The 14,559-nt window shown below is 70.7% G+C and carries 13 protein-coding genes; 8 read left to right on the top strand and 5 right to left on the bottom strand.

Annotated features, from left to right (window positions below; translation table 11 throughout):
- Window positions 1-14 precede the first annotated feature (14 nt).
- On the bottom strand, window positions 15-1,019 hold the full coding sequence (gene gap, locus BLV01_RS23090; RefSeq protein WP_091805763.1) for a type I glyceraldehyde-3-phosphate dehydrogenase: 1,005 nt from the start codon (window positions 1,017-1,019) through the stop codon (window positions 15-17).
- A gap of 236 nt (window positions 1,020-1,255) precedes the next feature.
- On the opposite strand from gap, the gene BLV01_RS23085 reads away from it, so the two are divergent.
- The 7 genes from BLV01_RS23085 (at window position 1,256) to BLV01_RS23055 (ending at window position 7,120) form a co-directional block, all read left to right on the top strand.
- The gene (locus BLV01_RS23085; RefSeq protein ID WP_091805760.1) at window positions 1,256-1,879 is read left to right on the top strand and encodes an OmpW/AlkL family protein; all 624 of its coding nucleotides are present in this window, start codon (window positions 1,256-1,258) and stop codon (window positions 1,877-1,879) included.
- A gap of 254 nt (window positions 1,880-2,133) precedes the next feature.
- Window positions 2,134-2,985, top strand: coding sequence for a S1/P1 nuclease (locus tag BLV01_RS23080; RefSeq protein WP_091805796.1), 852 nt, complete (start codon window positions 2,134-2,136; stop codon window positions 2,983-2,985).
- A gap of 237 nt (window positions 2,986-3,222) precedes the next feature.
- Window positions 3,223-4,119, top strand: a complete 897-nt coding sequence (locus tag BLV01_RS23075) for an MBL fold metallo-hydrolase (protein WP_091805757.1) — start codon at window positions 3,223-3,225, stop codon at window positions 4,117-4,119.
- Window positions 4,120-4,127: 8 nt separating this feature from the next.
- The gene (locus BLV01_RS23070) at window positions 4,128-4,637 is read left to right on the top strand and encodes a molybdopterin-binding protein (protein WP_139179117.1); all 510 of its coding nucleotides are present in this window, start codon (window positions 4,128-4,130) and stop codon (window positions 4,635-4,637) included.
- 290 nt (window positions 4,638-4,927) lie between these two features.
- The gene (gene modA, locus BLV01_RS23065) at window positions 4,928-5,716 is read left to right on the top strand and encodes a molybdate ABC transporter substrate-binding protein (protein WP_091805751.1); all 789 of its coding nucleotides are present in this window, start codon (window positions 4,928-4,930) and stop codon (window positions 5,714-5,716) included.
- 52 nt (window positions 5,717-5,768) lie between these two features.
- Complete coding sequence (gene modB / locus BLV01_RS23060) at window positions 5,769-6,473, top strand: molybdate ABC transporter permease subunit (protein ID WP_091805748.1); 705 nt, start codon at window positions 5,769-5,771, stop codon at window positions 6,471-6,473.
- Entirely contained in the window at window positions 6,470-7,120 is a 651-nt protein-coding gene (locus tag BLV01_RS23055; RefSeq protein WP_091805745.1) for an ATP-binding cassette domain-containing protein, read from the top strand. Before modB ends, BLV01_RS23055 begins: the two co-directional genes overlap by 4 nt.
- Window positions 7,121-7,249: 129 nt before the next feature.
- On the opposite strand, the gene BLV01_RS23050 is transcribed toward BLV01_RS23055, so the two are convergent.
- Both BLV01_RS23050 and BLV01_RS23045 read right to left on the bottom strand, forming a co-directional pair.
- Window positions 7,250-8,530 (bottom strand): TonB family protein, encoded by a 1,281-nt coding sequence (locus BLV01_RS23050; protein WP_091805742.1) that lies wholly within the window; start codon window positions 8,528-8,530, stop codon window positions 7,250-7,252.
- Entirely contained in the window at window positions 8,517-8,888 is a 372-nt protein-coding gene (locus BLV01_RS23045) for a BlaI/MecI/CopY family transcriptional regulator (protein ID WP_091805739.1), read from the bottom strand. Before BLV01_RS23045 ends, BLV01_RS23050 begins: the two co-directional genes overlap by 14 nt.
- Window positions 8,889-8,980: 92 nt before the next feature.
- Here BLV01_RS23045 and BLV01_RS23040 point away from each other — a divergent pair, with 92 nt between their 5' ends.
- A complete protein-coding gene (locus tag BLV01_RS23040; RefSeq protein WP_091805736.1) occupies window positions 8,981-11,017 on the top strand; it encodes an acetyl-CoA hydrolase/transferase C-terminal domain-containing protein in 2,037 nt (678 codons plus the stop codon).
- A gap of 75 nt (window positions 11,018-11,092) precedes the next feature.
- Here the strand turns inward: BLV01_RS23040 and BLV01_RS23035 are convergent, their stop codons facing one another.
- Window positions 11,093-11,656 carry an REP-associated tyrosine transposase gene (locus BLV01_RS23035; RefSeq protein WP_254782742.1) on the bottom strand — a complete coding sequence of 188 codons (564 nt, stop codon included), beginning with the start codon at window positions 11,654-11,656 and terminating at the stop codon, window positions 11,093-11,095.
- Between the two features lie 213 nt (window positions 11,657-11,869).
- The gene (gene tkt, locus BLV01_RS23030) at window positions 11,870-13,867 is read right to left on the bottom strand and encodes a transketolase (RefSeq protein ID WP_091805733.1); all 1,998 of its coding nucleotides are present in this window, start codon (window positions 13,865-13,867) and stop codon (window positions 11,870-11,872) included.
- Window positions 13,868-14,559: the final 692 nt, after the last annotated feature.

The raw sequence follows: 14,559 nt of genomic DNA, 5'->3' as shown, positions 1-14,559 counted from the left end.
CCCGGTGCGTCGGCTTACTTGCCGACGACCACCTTGACCATTTCCAGGCACTTGTTGGAATAGCCCCACTCGTTGTCGTACCAGCTCACCAGCTTGACGAAGGTGCCGTCCAGGGCGATGCCGGCGTCGGCGTCGAAGATCGAGGTGCGCGCGTCGCCGCGGAAGTCGGTGGCGACGACCTTGTCCTCGGTGTAGCCCAGCACGCCCTTGAGCGCGCCTTCCGACTGCGCCTTCATCTCGGCGCAGATTTCGGCGTAGGTGGCGTCCTTGACCAGTTCGACGGTCAGGTCGACCACCGACACGTCCGAGGTCGGCACGCGGAACGACATGCCGGTGAGCTTCTTGTTGAGCTCCGGGATCACCACGCCGACCGCCTTGGCCGCGCCGGTGCTGGACGGGATGATGTTCTCCAGGATGCCGCGGCCGCCGCGCCAGTCCTTGTTGGACGGGCCGTCGACGGTCTTCTGGGTGGCGGTGGCGGCGTGCACGGTGGTCATCAGGCCGCGCTTGATGCCCCACTTGTCGTTGAGCACCTTGGCCAGCGGCGCCAGGCAGTTGGTCGTGCACGAAGCGTTCGAGACGATCGCCTCGCCCTTGTAGGTCTTGTCGTTGACGCCATAGACGAACATCGGCGTGTCGTCCTTCGACGGCGCCGACAGCACCACCTTCTTGGCGCCGGCGTCGAGGTGCTTCTGCGCGGTGGCCTTGTCCAGGAACAGGCCGGTGGATTCGATGACGACGTCGGCGCCGACCTCGTCCCACTTGAGGTTGGCCGGGTCGCGCTCCTGGGTCAGGCGGATCTTCTTGCCGTTGACCACCAGGGTGTTGCCTTCCACCGCGACGGTGCCCTTGAAGCGGCCGTGGACCGAGTCGTACTGCAGCATGTAGGCCAGGTAGTCCGGCTCCAGCAGATCGTTGATCGCGACGATTTCGATCTCGCCGTCGAAGTTCTGCACGGCCGCGCGCAGCACGTTGCGCCCGATGCGGCCGAAGCCGTTGATGCCTACCTTGATCGTCATTGCGATTAACTCCTGCGGCCGCCGGGGCGGGTCGAAGTGGGGAAACCGCCATTCTAGCAAGGCGGGGCCGGCGTCGCAGTCCGGCGATGCCGCGGCGGAGAGCGTCGGTGAGCCGCGGCGGGACTGCGATGGCAATCAAGGTTTGCAGTTTTCCTGCGCCTTTAGAGTGCGCGGCAGGCTTCGGCCTGTTCAGGAAACCAGGCTTTCCGTACTCATCTGCAAGGGGGACTCAAGGAATGAACCATCGACTGATCGGCGGCCTCGCCGCCGCCGCGCTCGCGTGCGCGGCCCACCCTGCCCTGGCCCAACAGGCCGGGAATTTCACCGTCGGCATCGGCGCCCACCAGGTCCAGCCCAAGTCCAACAACGGCAGCGTGCTCGGCGGCACCGCCCAGCTGGAGATCGGCGACAACGTCCAGCCGACCATCACCTTCGAATACTTCATCCGCGACGACATCGGCATCGAAGTGCTGGCGGCGACCCCGTTCAAGCACGACATCGACATCAAGGGCCTGGGCAAGGTCGCCACCACCAAGCACCTGCCGCCGACGTTTTCGCTGCAGTACCACTGGAACAGCCAGGGCACGGTCTCGCCGTTCGTCGGCGTGGGCGTGAACTACACGACCTTCTTCAGCGAGAAGACCACCGGCCCGCTGCGCGGCGCCAAGCTCAAGCTGGAGGACTCGGTCGGCGTGGCCGCGCATGTCGGCGTGGACTTCATCCTCAACGAGCGCGGCGCGATCCGGGTCGATGCGCGCTGGATGGACATCGGCACCGACGTCAAGCTCAACGGCACGAAGATCGGCAAGGCCAACATCGATCCGTTCGTGTACGGGTTGGCGTACGTCATCAAGTTCTGAGCGGCGCCTGGGCCATGCAGCGGGGCCGCGCCGCTGGGCGGCGCAGCCTCGGCCGTGGCGATCCTAACCAAAAGCGTCGGGGCCCAAGCCCCTCCCACAAAAGCGCAGGCCGGCAAACGCGCAGGCCGCCGCGGCCGGACGGGTGTTGTGGGAAGGGCTTCAGCCCCGACGCTTTAATTGCAGATCGCCATGCCCCCGCGCACCGCCAGCTTCGGACAGCGGCCCGCGCCACCGGCTCCGGTACAGTGCGCGCCATGACCGAACCCCGCGCTTCCGCCCGCCCCGCCCGCCGCCTGCTCGCCGCCGCGCTCGTCCTGATCGCCCTGCCGCTGCCGGCGCTGGCCTGGGGCCCGCAGGGCCACCGTCTGGTGGCCGAACTGGCCTGGGACGAAATGTCGCCCGCCGCGCGCGCCGAGGCGACCAAGCTGCTCGCCGGCGAGCCCGACCCGACCCTGCCCGGCATCGCCAACTGGGCCGACCAGTTGCGCGCCGAAGACCCGGACCTGGGCAAGCGCAGCGCCAAGTGGCACTACGTCAATCTCGGCGAGGGCGACTGCCGCTACGACGCCGCGCGCGACTGCCCCGGCGGCAATTGCGTGGTCGCCGCGATCGCCGCGCAGAGCGCGATCCTGGCCGACCGCCGCAAGCCGCAGGCCGAGCGCCTGCAGGCGCTGAAGTTCGTCGTCCACCTGGTCGGCGACGTGCACCAACCGCTGCACGCCGGCTACGCCCGCGACAAGGGCGGCAACGATTTCCAGATCGCCATTCCCGGCCAGCCCGAGCGCCCCGGCGGCTACGGCGCCAACCTGCACTCGCTGTGGGACAGCCGCATGCTGAGCATGCGCAAGCTCGGCGACGACAAGTATCTGGCCCGGCTGCAGGCGATCCAGGTGCCCGCGGTCAGCGCCCTGGCGCTGCCGCCGCCGGCCGCCGACTGGGCCGAGGAATCGTGCAAGCTGGTGCTGCAGTCTGGGTTCTACCCGCCCACCCACAAGCTGGCGCCGGACTATGTCGCCACCTGGCGGCCGCTGGCCGAGACCCAGCTGCGCCTGGGCGGCGAGCATCTGGCCAAGCTGCTCGACGCCGCGCTGGCGCCGGGGCGCTGACCGCCGCGCCGCGCCGGCCGGCCCGCGACGCCGCTGCCCGACTGCGCCTCGGCGCGACCGCTTAACATGGCCGATCGGCGTTGCGGGTTAACGTTGCGGACCGACGCGACGCGCCGCATCGGATGACGGATCGGCGCGGCGCATCGCGCCGATGACCGCTCGGCACGCCGCCTCGCGTCGGCCGGGCCGCGCGCGAATCGACGAAGAACGCGGCGCCGCCGCACGGAGAGCCGCCCCATGCCGTCCGCCACCGCCGCCGCGCCGCAGGTCAGCGCCTTCCACCACCGCGACACCGGCACCTGGACCTATCTGGTCGCCGACCCGGCCACGCGCGCGGCCGCGATCGTCGATCCGGTGCTCGACTTCGACCCGCGTTCGGGCCGCACCGGCCTGGACAGCGCCGCGCCCGTGCTCGAACGCGCCGCCGCCGACGGCCTGCGCATCGACTGGCTGCTGGAAACCCACGCCCACGCCGACCACCTCAGCGCCGCCCACGCCCTGCGCGAGCGCCTGCGCGCGCACGGCCACGCGCCGCGGCTGGCCATCGGCCGCCGCATCGGCGAAGTGCGGCGGGTGTTCGCGCCGCTGTTCGGCCTGCCCGACGACGCCTCCGACGAACGCCCCGCAGCGTTCGACCACCTGTTCGACGACGACGAAGGCTTCGCCGTCGGCGCGCTGCCGGCGCGCGCGATCCCGGTGCCCGGCCACACCCAGGACAGCCTGGCCTACCTGATCGGCGATGCGCTGTTCGCCGGCGATTCGCTGTTCCTGCCCGACAGCGGCACCGCCCGCTGCGATTTCCCCGGCGGCGACGCGGCGATGCTGTACCAGTCGATCCAGCGCCTGTACCGCCTGGGCGACGCGACCCGCGTGTTCGTCTGCCACGACTACGGCAAGGACGGGCGCGAGCCGGCTTGCGAGACCACGATCGGCGCGCAGAAGCGGGGCAACCTGCACGTGCGCGCCGACACCGGCGAAGCCGAATTCGTCGCCCTGCGCGAAGCGCGCGACCGCACCCTGGCGGTGCCGGCGCTGATCCTGCCGTCGCTGCAGGTCAACCTGCGCGGCGGCGCGCTGCCGCAGCCGGAGGCCAACGGCGTGCGCTACCTGAAACTTCCGCTCGACCAACTGTGAGGATGCGCATGCGCCGCACCGATGCCCGTTTGTTGTCCTTGCCGCTGCTGCTGACCGTCGCTTTCGCCGCGCAGGCGCAGCACCGGCACGGCGACGCCGAATCCAAGGCCGCGCCCGCGCCGACGGGCCCGGTGGAGGTCGCGCTGGACGAAGCGCTGATCGCGCGGCTGCCGCAGGTCAAGGCCGAGGGCGAAGCGCACGGCCGTAAACTCAGCTGCGAAGGCGTGGCCCTGGTCGAACTGCTGCGCGCGTCCGCCGCGATGCCGGCCGCGCCCTTGCGCGGCGCGCAGTTGGCGCGGGTCGCGCAGGTCCGCGCGCGCGACGGCTACCGCGCCGCGTTCTCGCTCGGCGAACTCGACCCGAGCCTGGGCAACCGCCCGGTGGTGCTGACCCGCCGCTGCAACGGCGCCGACCTGCCGGCCGAAGACGGACCGTGGCGCCTGATCGTCCCCGGCGAATCGCGCCCGGCGCGCTGGGTGCGGCAGGTCGAGTCGATCCGGGTCAGCGGCGCCGACTGATCGCGGCGGCCGCTCCCGACCTGATGCCCCGCTCTCGTGGCAGGGCGTCAGGCCCGATGGTCCGCTCTTGTGAGAGCCCTTCAGGCCCGATGCCCTGCTTTTGTGGGAGGGCCTTCAGGCCCGATGCTCTTGTCTCAAATCGCCGCAATCCGGGGGAAAAGCATCGGGCCTGAAGGCCCTCCCACAACAGCCGAGTCCCGCAACGCCCCGGCCCCTGCAGCCACCGTCATCGAACCCTTCCGCCACGCCCTCGGGTTACTCTGCCTCCACCTCCCCGCAGGCCCGCCCCGATGAACCTTCGCCGTCGTTTCCTCGGCGCCCTGTGCGCCCTCGGTCTCGTCTTCGCCGCCGGCGCCGCGCCGGCCCAGGACAAGAACGCGCAGCCGCTGACCGTGTTCGCCGCCGCCAGCCTCAAGGAATCGCTCGACGAGGCCGCCGCCGCTTACCAAAAGCAGACCGGCCAGGCGGTGCGCGCCTCCTACGCCGCCAGCTCGGCGCTGGCGCGGCAGATCGAACAGGGCGCGCCGGCCGACCTGTTCTTCTCCGCCGACCTGGACTGGATGGATTACCTGCAGCAACGCCAGTTGCTCGTCGACGCCAGCCGCCGCAACGTGCTCGGCAACACCCTGGTGCTGATCGCGCCGAAAGACAGCAAGGCCGGGCCGGTCGCGCTCAAGCCTGGCGTGGACCTGCGCCCGCTGCTCGGCGAAGGCCGCCTGGCGCTGGCGCTGACCGCGAGCGTGCCGGCCGGCAAGTACGCGCGCGCCGCGTTCGAGAAGCTCGGCGTGTGGCCGCAGCTGCAGCCGCGCGTGGCCGAAGGCGAGAACGTGCGCGCCGCGCTGATGCTGGTGGCGCGCGGCGAGGCGCCGCTGGGCGTGGTCTACGGCAGCGACGCGCAGGCCGAACCCAAGGTGCGGGTGCTGGCGACCTTCCCCGCCGACAGCCATGCGCCGATCGTCTATCCGGTGGCCGTGGTCAAGGCCAGCCGCCATCCGGGCGCGGCCGCGTTTGCGCAGTGGCTGCGCGGCCCGCAGGCGGCGGCGATCTTCCGCCGCCACGGTTTCGCGCCGCTGCCGTGATCGCGCACGCGACGCCCGCACCGTCCGACGCCGCGATCGCCCTGGCCCGGCGATGAGCGAAGGCTTCGCCGGCTTCAACGCGGCCGAGCTGACCGCGATCGCGCTGAGCCTCAAGGTCGCCGCGGCCGCCACCGTCTGCAGCCTGCCGTTCGGCGTGGCGGTGGGCTGGCTGCTGGCGCGCAAGCGCTTCCCCGGCAAGTTGCTGGTCGACACCCTGATGTACCTGCCGCTGGTGCTGCCGCCGGTGGTCACCGGCTACGCGCTGCTGCTCGGCTTCGGCGCGCAGGGGCCGATCGGGCGCTTTTTGTCCGAACACTTCGGCATCGTGTTCGCGTTCCGCTGGACCGGCGCCGCGCTGGCCAGCGCGATCATGGGCTTCCCGCTGATGGTGCGCGCGATCCGCCTGTCGATCGAAGCGGTGGACCGGCGCCTGGAACAGGCCGCGGCCACCCTCGGCGCCAACCCGTGGCGGGTGTTCTTCGGCGTGACCCTGCCGCTGGCCTGGCCGGGCCTGCTGGCCGGCGCGGTGCTGTGCTTCGCCAAGGCGCTGGGCGAGTTCGGCGCCACCATCACCTTCGTGTCCAACATCGCCGGCGAGACCCAGACCCTGTCGTCGGCGATCTGGGGCCTGATGCAGACGCCCGGCGCCGAGTCGGGCGTGCTGCGGCTGGCGCTGGTCGCGGTGGCGCTGTCGTTCGCCGCGGTGTTCGCCTCGGAATGGCTGGTGCAGCGCCAGCGCGCGGGGACGCAGCGATGAGCGCCGCGGTTTCCGCGCCGGTCGGCGGCTTCGACATCGACATCGAACTGCGCCGCGGCGAGTTCCGCCGCGCGTTCGCGATCCGCAGCGAGCGCCGGGTGATCGCCGTGGTCGGCGACTCCGGCGCGGGCAAGACCTCGCTGCTGCACGCCATCGCCGGCCTGCTGCGGCCGGCGCGCGGCCACATCGTCGTCGCCGGCGAGACCCTGTTCGACCGCGAGCGCCGCATCGACCTGCCGGCGCACCGCCGCCGCATCGGCTACGTGTTCCAGGACGCGCGCCTGTTCCCGCACCTGGACGTGCGCGCCAACCTGCTCTACGGCCTGCGCGGCGCGGCCGCGCGCGAGCGCCGCTTCGAACTGGACGCGATCGTCGAATTGCTGGGCATCGGCCAGCTGCTGGCGCGCGGCACCGCCGGCCTGTCCGGCGGCGAGATGCAGCGCGTGGCGCTGGGCCGCGCGCTGCTGTCGCAGCCGCGCATCCTGCTGCTGGACGAACCGCTGTCGATGCTGGACATGAACCGCCGCGACGAACTGCTGCCGTACCTGCAGCGGGTGCGCGACGAAAGCGGACTGCCGATGATCTACGTCAGCCACTATCCGGAAGAAGTGCGGCGGATCGCCGAGGACGTGCATCGCATCGGTTGAACGCCGGCGCCGTGGCCGGACGCCGCCGCCGCCGCCGCCGCCGCCGCCGCCGGGAGCTTGGGTGCGCGCGCCGAAGCCCGCGCAAGACCGCCGCCACCGCGCCGTGGCCATCGGCGCGGCGACGGGGGCTTACTGCGCGCCGATCCGCAACGCGTCCAGCTCGGGCAGGTCGGACGCCAGTCCCGGCGCATCGCCGCCGGCCGCGGCCGGGTTCGACGTATCGGGCTCGAAATCCACCGGCACCCGCACCCACGACGCGACCGGCCGGCCGCCGACCGTGCGCGGCGTGAACGACCAGTTGCGCGCGGCGGCGATCGCCGCCTGGTCCAACTCGTCGTAGCCGGAGCTGCGCTTGAGCCGCAGGTCGGACACGCGGCCGTCGATGGCCACTTCCAGCTCCAGCATCACCCGGCCGCGATTGCGGCTGCCCTGCGGCCACAGCGGCGGCGCCAACCGCCCGTAACCGACTTCGGTGACGGCGGCGGCCTTGGCGGCGCCGGCCGCGGCCAGCGTCGCCTGCGGCTGCGCCGCCCAGGCCGCCGCCGCGCCGGACAACACCAGCGCGCAGATCGCCATCGCGCCCGCTGCACGACGTCCGCGCGCGGGTTTGTGCTTGGTCAACATCATGATTCGCTCCTTGAGTGGATGGACTTGGCCCCAGTGGCAACTCAGCGGCGCGGGGCCCGGCGCCAGCTGGGTCTTGAACAGCGCCTCGGCATAGGCGCGGCGCGCGCCGGGATGCGCGCGCATCACCCGCTCGTCGCAGGCCAGTTCCTGGTCGTGGTGGAAGCTGCGCGCGCACAGGTGCAGCAGCGGCTGGAACCACAGCAGGCAGCGCAGCGCCGCGGCCGCCGCGCCGGCCCACAGGTCGCCGCCGGCGATGTGCGCGCATTCGTGCGCGAGCATCAGACCGCGCTCGCGCTCGCTGTAGCCGCTGTCGAAATCCACGGGCACGGCGATGCGCGGCCGCAGCAAGCCGAACGCCGCCGGCAGGCCGGCGCGGTGCGGCGCCTGCAGCAGGCCGTCGGCGCGCGGCCGCGCCGACGCCAGCGCGCGCTGGAAACGCCATTGCCGCACGCCCAGCCAGGCCGCCGTCGCCAGCGCGCCCGACGCCCAGGCCAGGGCCCATCCCGCGCCTGCCGTATCGGCGATGCGGTCCGAGGCGCCGGCCAGCGGCGCCCACACCGTCAACGCCGGCAGCACCTCGACATAACCGCGCGGCGCCGCCGGCAGCAGGGTCGCGATCGACGCCGCCGGCACCATGCTCCAAGCGGCATAGGCCGCGCCGGCGCCGAACGCGGCGCGCAGCGGCTTGCGCAGCAGCATCACCGCCAGCGTGGCCGCGCCCGCCGCGACGGCGGCGCGCGCCAGCGCCGGCAACAGCCACGCACACAGTTCAGCGAGCGTCATCGTCGAGTTCCTCCAGCAGCTTGCGCAGTTCGGCGATGTCCTTGCGGCTGAGCTTGCGGTGCTGGCTGAAATGCGCGACCAGCGGCGCGACCCGGCCGCCGAACAGGCGCTGCAGCAACCCCTGGCTCTCGTCGAGCAGCCAGTCCTCGCGCGTGAGCACCGGCGCGTACAGATAGCGCCGCCCGTCCTTCTCGGCGCGGATCGCGCCCTTGTTCAACAGGCGGTTGAGCAGGGTCTTGACCGTGGCCTCCTGCCAGGACTGGGCGTCGGCCACAGCCGCGGCCACCTCTTCCGCGGCCAGCGGATGGCGTTGCCACAGCACCTGCATCACCACCGATTCGGCTTCGCTGATCTGCATCGTTTACATCCGTAATTTTTTCTGAGATTACACCTGTAAACGAATAATGCAAGTCCCCGCCGCGTTGACGGGCCCGATGCGATACTGCGGCGATGAGCCTTTCCCCGCGCCCCGAGCCCGTGCGTTTCCAGTCCCTCGCCGACGCCGTCGACTTCCTCTACTCGCGTCTGCCCGGCCCGCTGCACGTCGGCGCCCCGCTCGGCCTGGGCAAGCCGCATCGCCTGCTCAACGCGCTGTATGCGCGCAGCGAGCGCGAACCCTCGCGACGCCTGCACCTGTACACCGCGCTGTCGCTGGACCCGCCCGGCGCCGGCAAGGGCCTGGAAGCGCGCTTCCTGACGCCGTTCGCGCAACGCCACTTCGGCGACGACTACCCGCGCCTGGCCTATGTGCAGGCGCTCAAGCGCAACGCGTTGCCGGCGCACATGGAAGTGGAAGAGTTCTACCTGCAATCCGGCGCGCTGCTGCGCTCGCAGGCGGCGCAGCGCCGCTACGCCAGCCTCAACTACACCCACGTCGCGCGCGCGCTGGCCGAGCGCGGGGTCAACGCGGTGGTGCAGAAGGTCGCGCCGGATCCGGCCGGCAGCGGCCGGCTGTCGCTGTCGTGCAATACCGACCTGACCTTCGACGCCATCGACGCGATCGTCGCCAGCGGACTGCCGCGGCCGGTGCTGATCGCCGAGGTCGATCCGCTGCTGCCGTGGCTCGACGGCAGCGCCGCGGTGGACGCCTCGTTCTTCGATGCGGTGGTGACGCCGCCGGGGCCGTATCCCAAGCTGTTCGGCCTGCCGCGGCAGCCGGTCAGCGATGCGGACTACGCGATCGGCTTCCATGCCAGCACCCTGGTGCGCGATGGCGGGACCTTGCAGATCGGGATCGGCACGCTGGCCGATGCGCTATGCCATGCATTGGTGTTGCGGCATACCGACAACGCGGCGTACTGGCGGGTGTTGCAGGCGTTGGGGTACGAGAAGGCTGGCGAATCGAGCGGTGCGGGAAGCGCGCCGCTTGAGCGGCCCGCTTCGGCGGGCGTCGACCTATCCGGCACCGGTAACGCGACGGCGCCGGTTGCGCCGCTCGATCCCTTTGAGGTTGGGCTTTTTGGCTGCAGCGAAATGCTCAACGAAGGCTTCCGCCGCCTGGTCGAAGTCGGGGTGATCAAGCGCAAGGTCGTCGACGACCTCGAACTGATGCGCAGGCTGCACGAGGGCCGCGCCGACGCCGCCGACCTGGAACGGCTCGAACGCGAGGGCGAATACCTGCAGGGCGGCTTCTATCTGGGCTCGCAGGACTTCTACGACTGGCTGCGCGAGATGCCGCAAGACCAGCGCCGCGGCATCAGCATGCGCCGGATCAGCGAGGTCAACGAACTCTACGGCGGCAACGAAACCCTCGAACGGCTGCAACGCCGCGATGCGCGCTTCTTCAACAGCTGCATGATGGCCACCGCGCTCGGCGCGGCGGTGTCGGACACGCTCGACGACGGCCGCGTGGTCTCCGGCGTCGGCGGCCAGTACAACTTCGTCGCCATGGCCCACGCCCTGCCCCACGCGCGCTCGGTGCTGATGCTGCGCGCCACCCGCGACAACGGCGGCGACACCCGTTCCAACGTGGTCTGGAACTATCCGCAGGCGACGATTCCGCGCCACCTGCGCGATGTCTACGTGACCGAGTACGGCATCGCCCGCCTGCGCGGCAAGACCGACGAAGACTGCATCCTGGCGATGGCCGCGATCGCCGGCAGCGGCTTCCAGTATCCGCTGCTGCAAACCGCGATCGGCGCCGGCAAGCTGGCGCCGATGCACTACCGCCTAAGCGAGCGCAACACCCCGCAGCGCCTGCGCGCCGCGCTGGCGCCGCTGCGCGCGCAGGGCGTGCTGCCGGACTACCCGCTCGGCAGCGACTTCACCGCGGTCGAGCAGCGCTTGGTCAAGGCGTTGGCGTGGCTCAAGGCGAATACGGCCACGACCGGCGCGAAGGCGCGCACCGTGCTCAAGGCGCTGACCTCCGGCGGCGCGGCGGATGCCGAAGCGATGCAGCGCATGGGGCTGGAGCGGCCGGCGGGGTTCGCCGAGACGCTCGAGGCGCGGTTGGTGGGGTTGGCGTTGCGCGAGACTTCGGCGAACTGATCGGACGGCGTCGGGCCTGAAGGCCCTCCCACAAGAGCCATCCTCCATTAAAGCGCCGATTGTCGGGATGCGCGCTCATGGCGCCGGAACCGACGGCTGTTGTGGGAGGGCCTTCAGGCCCGACGCCGTTCGGTCGGTCCAGACCGCCCCCCAGTACGGATAGTCGCCGACTCGCCGCACCAACCCGGCGCGCTTGGGATTGGCGACGATATAGCGAGCCGCCGGCAACAGTTCCTCTTCTGTGCGCAAGGCGCGGTCGTGGAATCCCGGCATCCACACGAAGCCCTTTCGATTCAACGCACGATTGACCATCCGCGCCGCGCGCCCTTTCATCGAAGCCACCACGCTCTCCAGGCGAACTTCGCTGTTCAACTGAATCAGTCCGTGCCAGTGATCCGGCATCAAGACCCAGCACAGCAATTGCGCGCCCAGCCACCTGTCCGGATCGGCGATGGCGTCCGCTGCGATCCGCGCGACGTGGTCGCTGGCGAACATCCGCCTGCGGCGGATGCAGATCGTGGTGACCAGGTAGATCCGTTGCTGCTCCGGCCCGCGTCCGCGACGCAATGCATGGTAGCCGGGAGAATCCGAGGGCGAGTTCATGCCCGCAGCATTCGGCATCCGGGCCGCTGCGATCATCGGGCTGCGCCGTTGGTGCCGGTAGGAAAGTACTGCTTTAGCTGGTCGGAAAGCGTCGGGCCTGAAGGCCCTCCCACAAGAGCGCTGCAGTATCACCTGCTCTTATGGGAGGGCCTTCAGGCCCGACGCCTTCCGATCAGGTCGCGCAAAAGAAAACGGGGCGCAGCGCGCCCCGTTCCTCGACACGTTCGCAGCCCTCAGGCCACGCCGTCCTCAGCCCAGCTTCTTCACCGTAGCCACCACCCGGTCCACGGTGAAACCGAAGTACGGGAACAGCGCTTCGGCCGGCGCCGAGGCGCCGAAGCGGTCGATGCCGACCACGTCGCCGTCCAGGCCGACGTACTTGCGCCAGAAGTCGCTGACGCCGGCTTCGATGGCGACGCGCTTGCGCACCGCGTTGGGCAGCACCGACTCGCGGTAATCCAGCGGCTGGCGGTCGAACACGTCGGTCGAGGGCATCGACACCACGCGCACCTTGACGCCTTCGGCGCTCAGCGCGTCGGCGGCCTGGGTCGCCAGGCCGATTTCCGAACCGGTCGCCAGCAGGATCACCTCCGGCGCGCCGTCGCTGTCGCGCAGCACGTAGCCGCCGCGCGCGATCTGCGCCACCTGCTGCGCGTCGCGCGGCTGGTGCGGCAGGTTCTGGCGCGAGAACACCAGGCAGCTCGGGCCGTCCAGGCGCTCGATCGCCGCCTTCCACGCCGCCGCCGACTCGACCGCGTCGCACGGGCGCCACACGTCGTTGTGCGGGATGTAGCGCAGGCTGGCGAGGTGCTCGATCGGCTGGTGGGTCGGGCCGTCCTCGCCCAGGCCGATGGAGTCGTGGGTGTAGACGTGGATCACGTGCGCGCCCATCAGCGCACTCATGCGCACCGCGTTGCGGGCGTAGTCGCTGAACACCAGGAAGGTGGCGTCGAACGGGATGAAGCCGCCGTGCAGGTTCAGGCCGTTGCTGATCGCGCTCATGCCGAACTCGCGCACGCCGTAGTAGACGTAGTTCGCGTTCGGGTCGGTGGTGGCGACCGACTTGCTGGCCTTCCACAGGGTCAGGTTGGAATGCGCCAGGTCGGCCGAGCCGCCGATCAATTCCGGCAGCAGCGGCGCGAAGGTCTCGATCGCCATCTGCGAGGCCTTGCGCGAGGCGATGGTCTGGCCGTCGGCCTGCAGCTTGGCGAGGTAGGCGTCGGCCTGGGCGGAGAAGTCGGCCGGCAGCTCGCCGGCGATGCGGCGCTTGAGCTCGGCGGCCTCGGCCGGGAACTGCGCGGCGTAGGCGTCGAAGGCCTGCTGCCACTGCGCCTGCGCGCCGGCGTGGTCGCGGTTGCGCCAGCCGGCGTAGATGTCCTGCGGGATCTCGAATTCGGCGTACGGCCACTCCAGCGCGGCGCGGGTCGCGGCGACTTCGTCCTTGCCCAGCGGCGCGCCGTGCGAGGATTCCTTGCCGGCCTTGGCCGGCGAGCCGAAGCCGATGGTGGTGCGGCAGCAGATCAGGGTCGGCTTGTCGCCGTGCTTGAACGCGGTCTCGATCGCGGTCTTGATCTCGACCGGGTCGTGGCCGTCGACCTTGCGGATCACGCGCCAGCCGTAGGCCTCGAAGCGCGCCGCGGTGTCGTCGGTGAACCAGCCGTCGGTGTTGCCGTCGATGGAGATCTTGTTGTCGTCCCAGAACGCGACCAGCTTGCCCAGGCCCCAGGTGCCGGCGAGCGAGGCGACTTCGTGCGAGATGCCTTCCATCAGGCAGCCGTCGCCGAGGAACACCCAGGTGCGGTGATCGACGACGTCGTGGCCTTCGCGGTTGAAGCGCTGGGCCAGGATCTTCTCCGCCAGCGCCATGCCGACCGCGTTGGCCAGGCCCTGGCCGAGCGGGCCGGTGGTGGTTTCCACGCCCGGGGTCTCGAAGTTCTCAGGATGGCCCGGAGTGCGCGAGTGCAGTTGGCGGAAGCGCTTGAGCTCCTCGATCGGCAGGTCGTAACCGGCCAGGTGCAGCAGCGCGTACTGCAGCATCGAGCCGTGGCCGTTGGAGAGGATGAAGCGGTCGCGGTTGAACCACTTCGGATCGGCCGGGTTATGGCTCAGGAAGTCGTTCCACAGCACTTCGGCGATGTCGGCCATGCCCATCGGCATGCCGGGATGGCCGGAGTTGGCGGCCTGCACCGCGTCGATGGCGAGGAAACGGATGGCGTTGGCAAGATCGCGGCGGCTGGGCGTCGTCATGGGGCTCGGGCGGCTGAGGCTGGGAAGCGGAGCGGAGAACCGGCCCTGGGCGGGCGGCGGGCCGGCGAAGAGCCGCCATTGTCCCATCCCGGGGCGGCCCTGTCGCCCCGAACCCGTTCAGGGGCCGCCCGGAGCCATCGATCCGCCTCCCACCGCCCCGAACCGGCAGATTCGGCACGCAAGCCCGAGCAGCCGCCGCACGAACCGCGCCCCAGCAAAACCACACCGCCACGCCCCCGGAAGCCGCAGCGCCCCACCGTCGTCCCGGCGAACGCCGGAATCCATCCTGGACTTGCCGTTTCCATTTCCGTCGCCGTTGGCTATTGCCGCTGCGGCTGCTGTTGCCGTTGCTGTTCGCCCGGACGCAACCCCACGCAAAGCACACGTCCCGCAGCCCCGGAGGGCGTGCGCATGGATGCGCACGCGCGCCATGGGGCAGGATGCCCCTTATGGCGCGGCCCCGCGCCACGATGAGCCCTAGTGGCTTTTGATTCGAAACAGGAGAAGCACTTTCTTTGGTTACTTTCTTTGTTGCTTTGGACAAAGAAAGTGACCCGGCCGCTTGCGGACGGAAGCTCTTGATCGAGGCTTGCCGTCACTCGCCGCTTCGGCAAAAGCCGGAGCGACAGCAGAATCAAAATGGATTCCGGCTTTCGCCGGAACGACGGTCGTGGAGTCCGTACGCGACGACA

This window comes from Lysobacter sp. yr284 (assembly GCF_900107375.1).
Taxonomy (GTDB): domain Bacteria; phylum Pseudomonadota; class Gammaproteobacteria; order Xanthomonadales; family Xanthomonadaceae; genus Lysobacter.
The sequence above is the reverse complement of the archived record's forward strand: the minus strand, read 5'-3'. Positions and strand labels throughout refer to the sequence as shown.

Coding starts and splice junctions, on each gene's coding strand:
- gap (WP_091805763.1), bottom strand. CDS start 1,019: ATGACGATCAAGGTAGGCATCAACGGCTTCGGCCGCATCGGGCGCAAC.
- BLV01_RS23085 (WP_091805760.1), top strand. CDS start 1,256: ATGAACCATCGACTGATCGGCGGCCTCGCCGCCGCCGCGCTCGCGTGC.
- BLV01_RS23080 (WP_091805796.1), top strand. CDS start 2,134: ATGACCGAACCCCGCGCTTCCGCCCGCCCCGCCCGCCGCCTGCTCGCC.
- BLV01_RS23075 (WP_091805757.1), top strand. CDS start 3,223: ATGCCGTCCGCCACCGCCGCCGCGCCGCAGGTCAGCGCCTTCCACCAC.
- BLV01_RS23070 (WP_139179117.1), top strand. CDS start 4,128: ATGCGCCGCACCGATGCCCGTTTGTTGTCCTTGCCGCTGCTGCTGACC.
- modA (WP_091805751.1), top strand. CDS start 4,928: ATGAACCTTCGCCGTCGTTTCCTCGGCGCCCTGTGCGCCCTCGGTCTC.
- modB (WP_091805748.1), top strand. CDS start 5,769: ATGAGCGAAGGCTTCGCCGGCTTCAACGCGGCCGAGCTGACCGCGATC.
- BLV01_RS23055 (WP_091805745.1), top strand. CDS start 6,470: ATGAGCGCCGCGGTTTCCGCGCCGGTCGGCGGCTTCGACATCGACATC.
- BLV01_RS23050 (WP_091805742.1), bottom strand. CDS start 8,530: ATGACGCTCGCTGAACTGTGTGCGTGGCTGTTGCCGGCGCTGGCGCGC.
- BLV01_RS23045 (WP_091805739.1), bottom strand. CDS start 8,888: ATGCAGATCAGCGAAGCCGAATCGGTGGTGATGCAGGTGCTGTGGCAA.
- BLV01_RS23040 (WP_091805736.1), top strand. CDS start 8,981: ATGAGCCTTTCCCCGCGCCCCGAGCCCGTGCGTTTCCAGTCCCTCGCC.
- BLV01_RS23035 (WP_254782742.1), bottom strand. CDS start 11,656: ATGATCGCAGCGGCCCGGATGCCGAATGCTGCGGGCATGAACTCGCCC.
- tkt (WP_091805733.1), bottom strand. CDS start 13,867: ATGACGACGCCCAGCCGCCGCGATCTTGCCAACGCCATCCGTTTCCTC.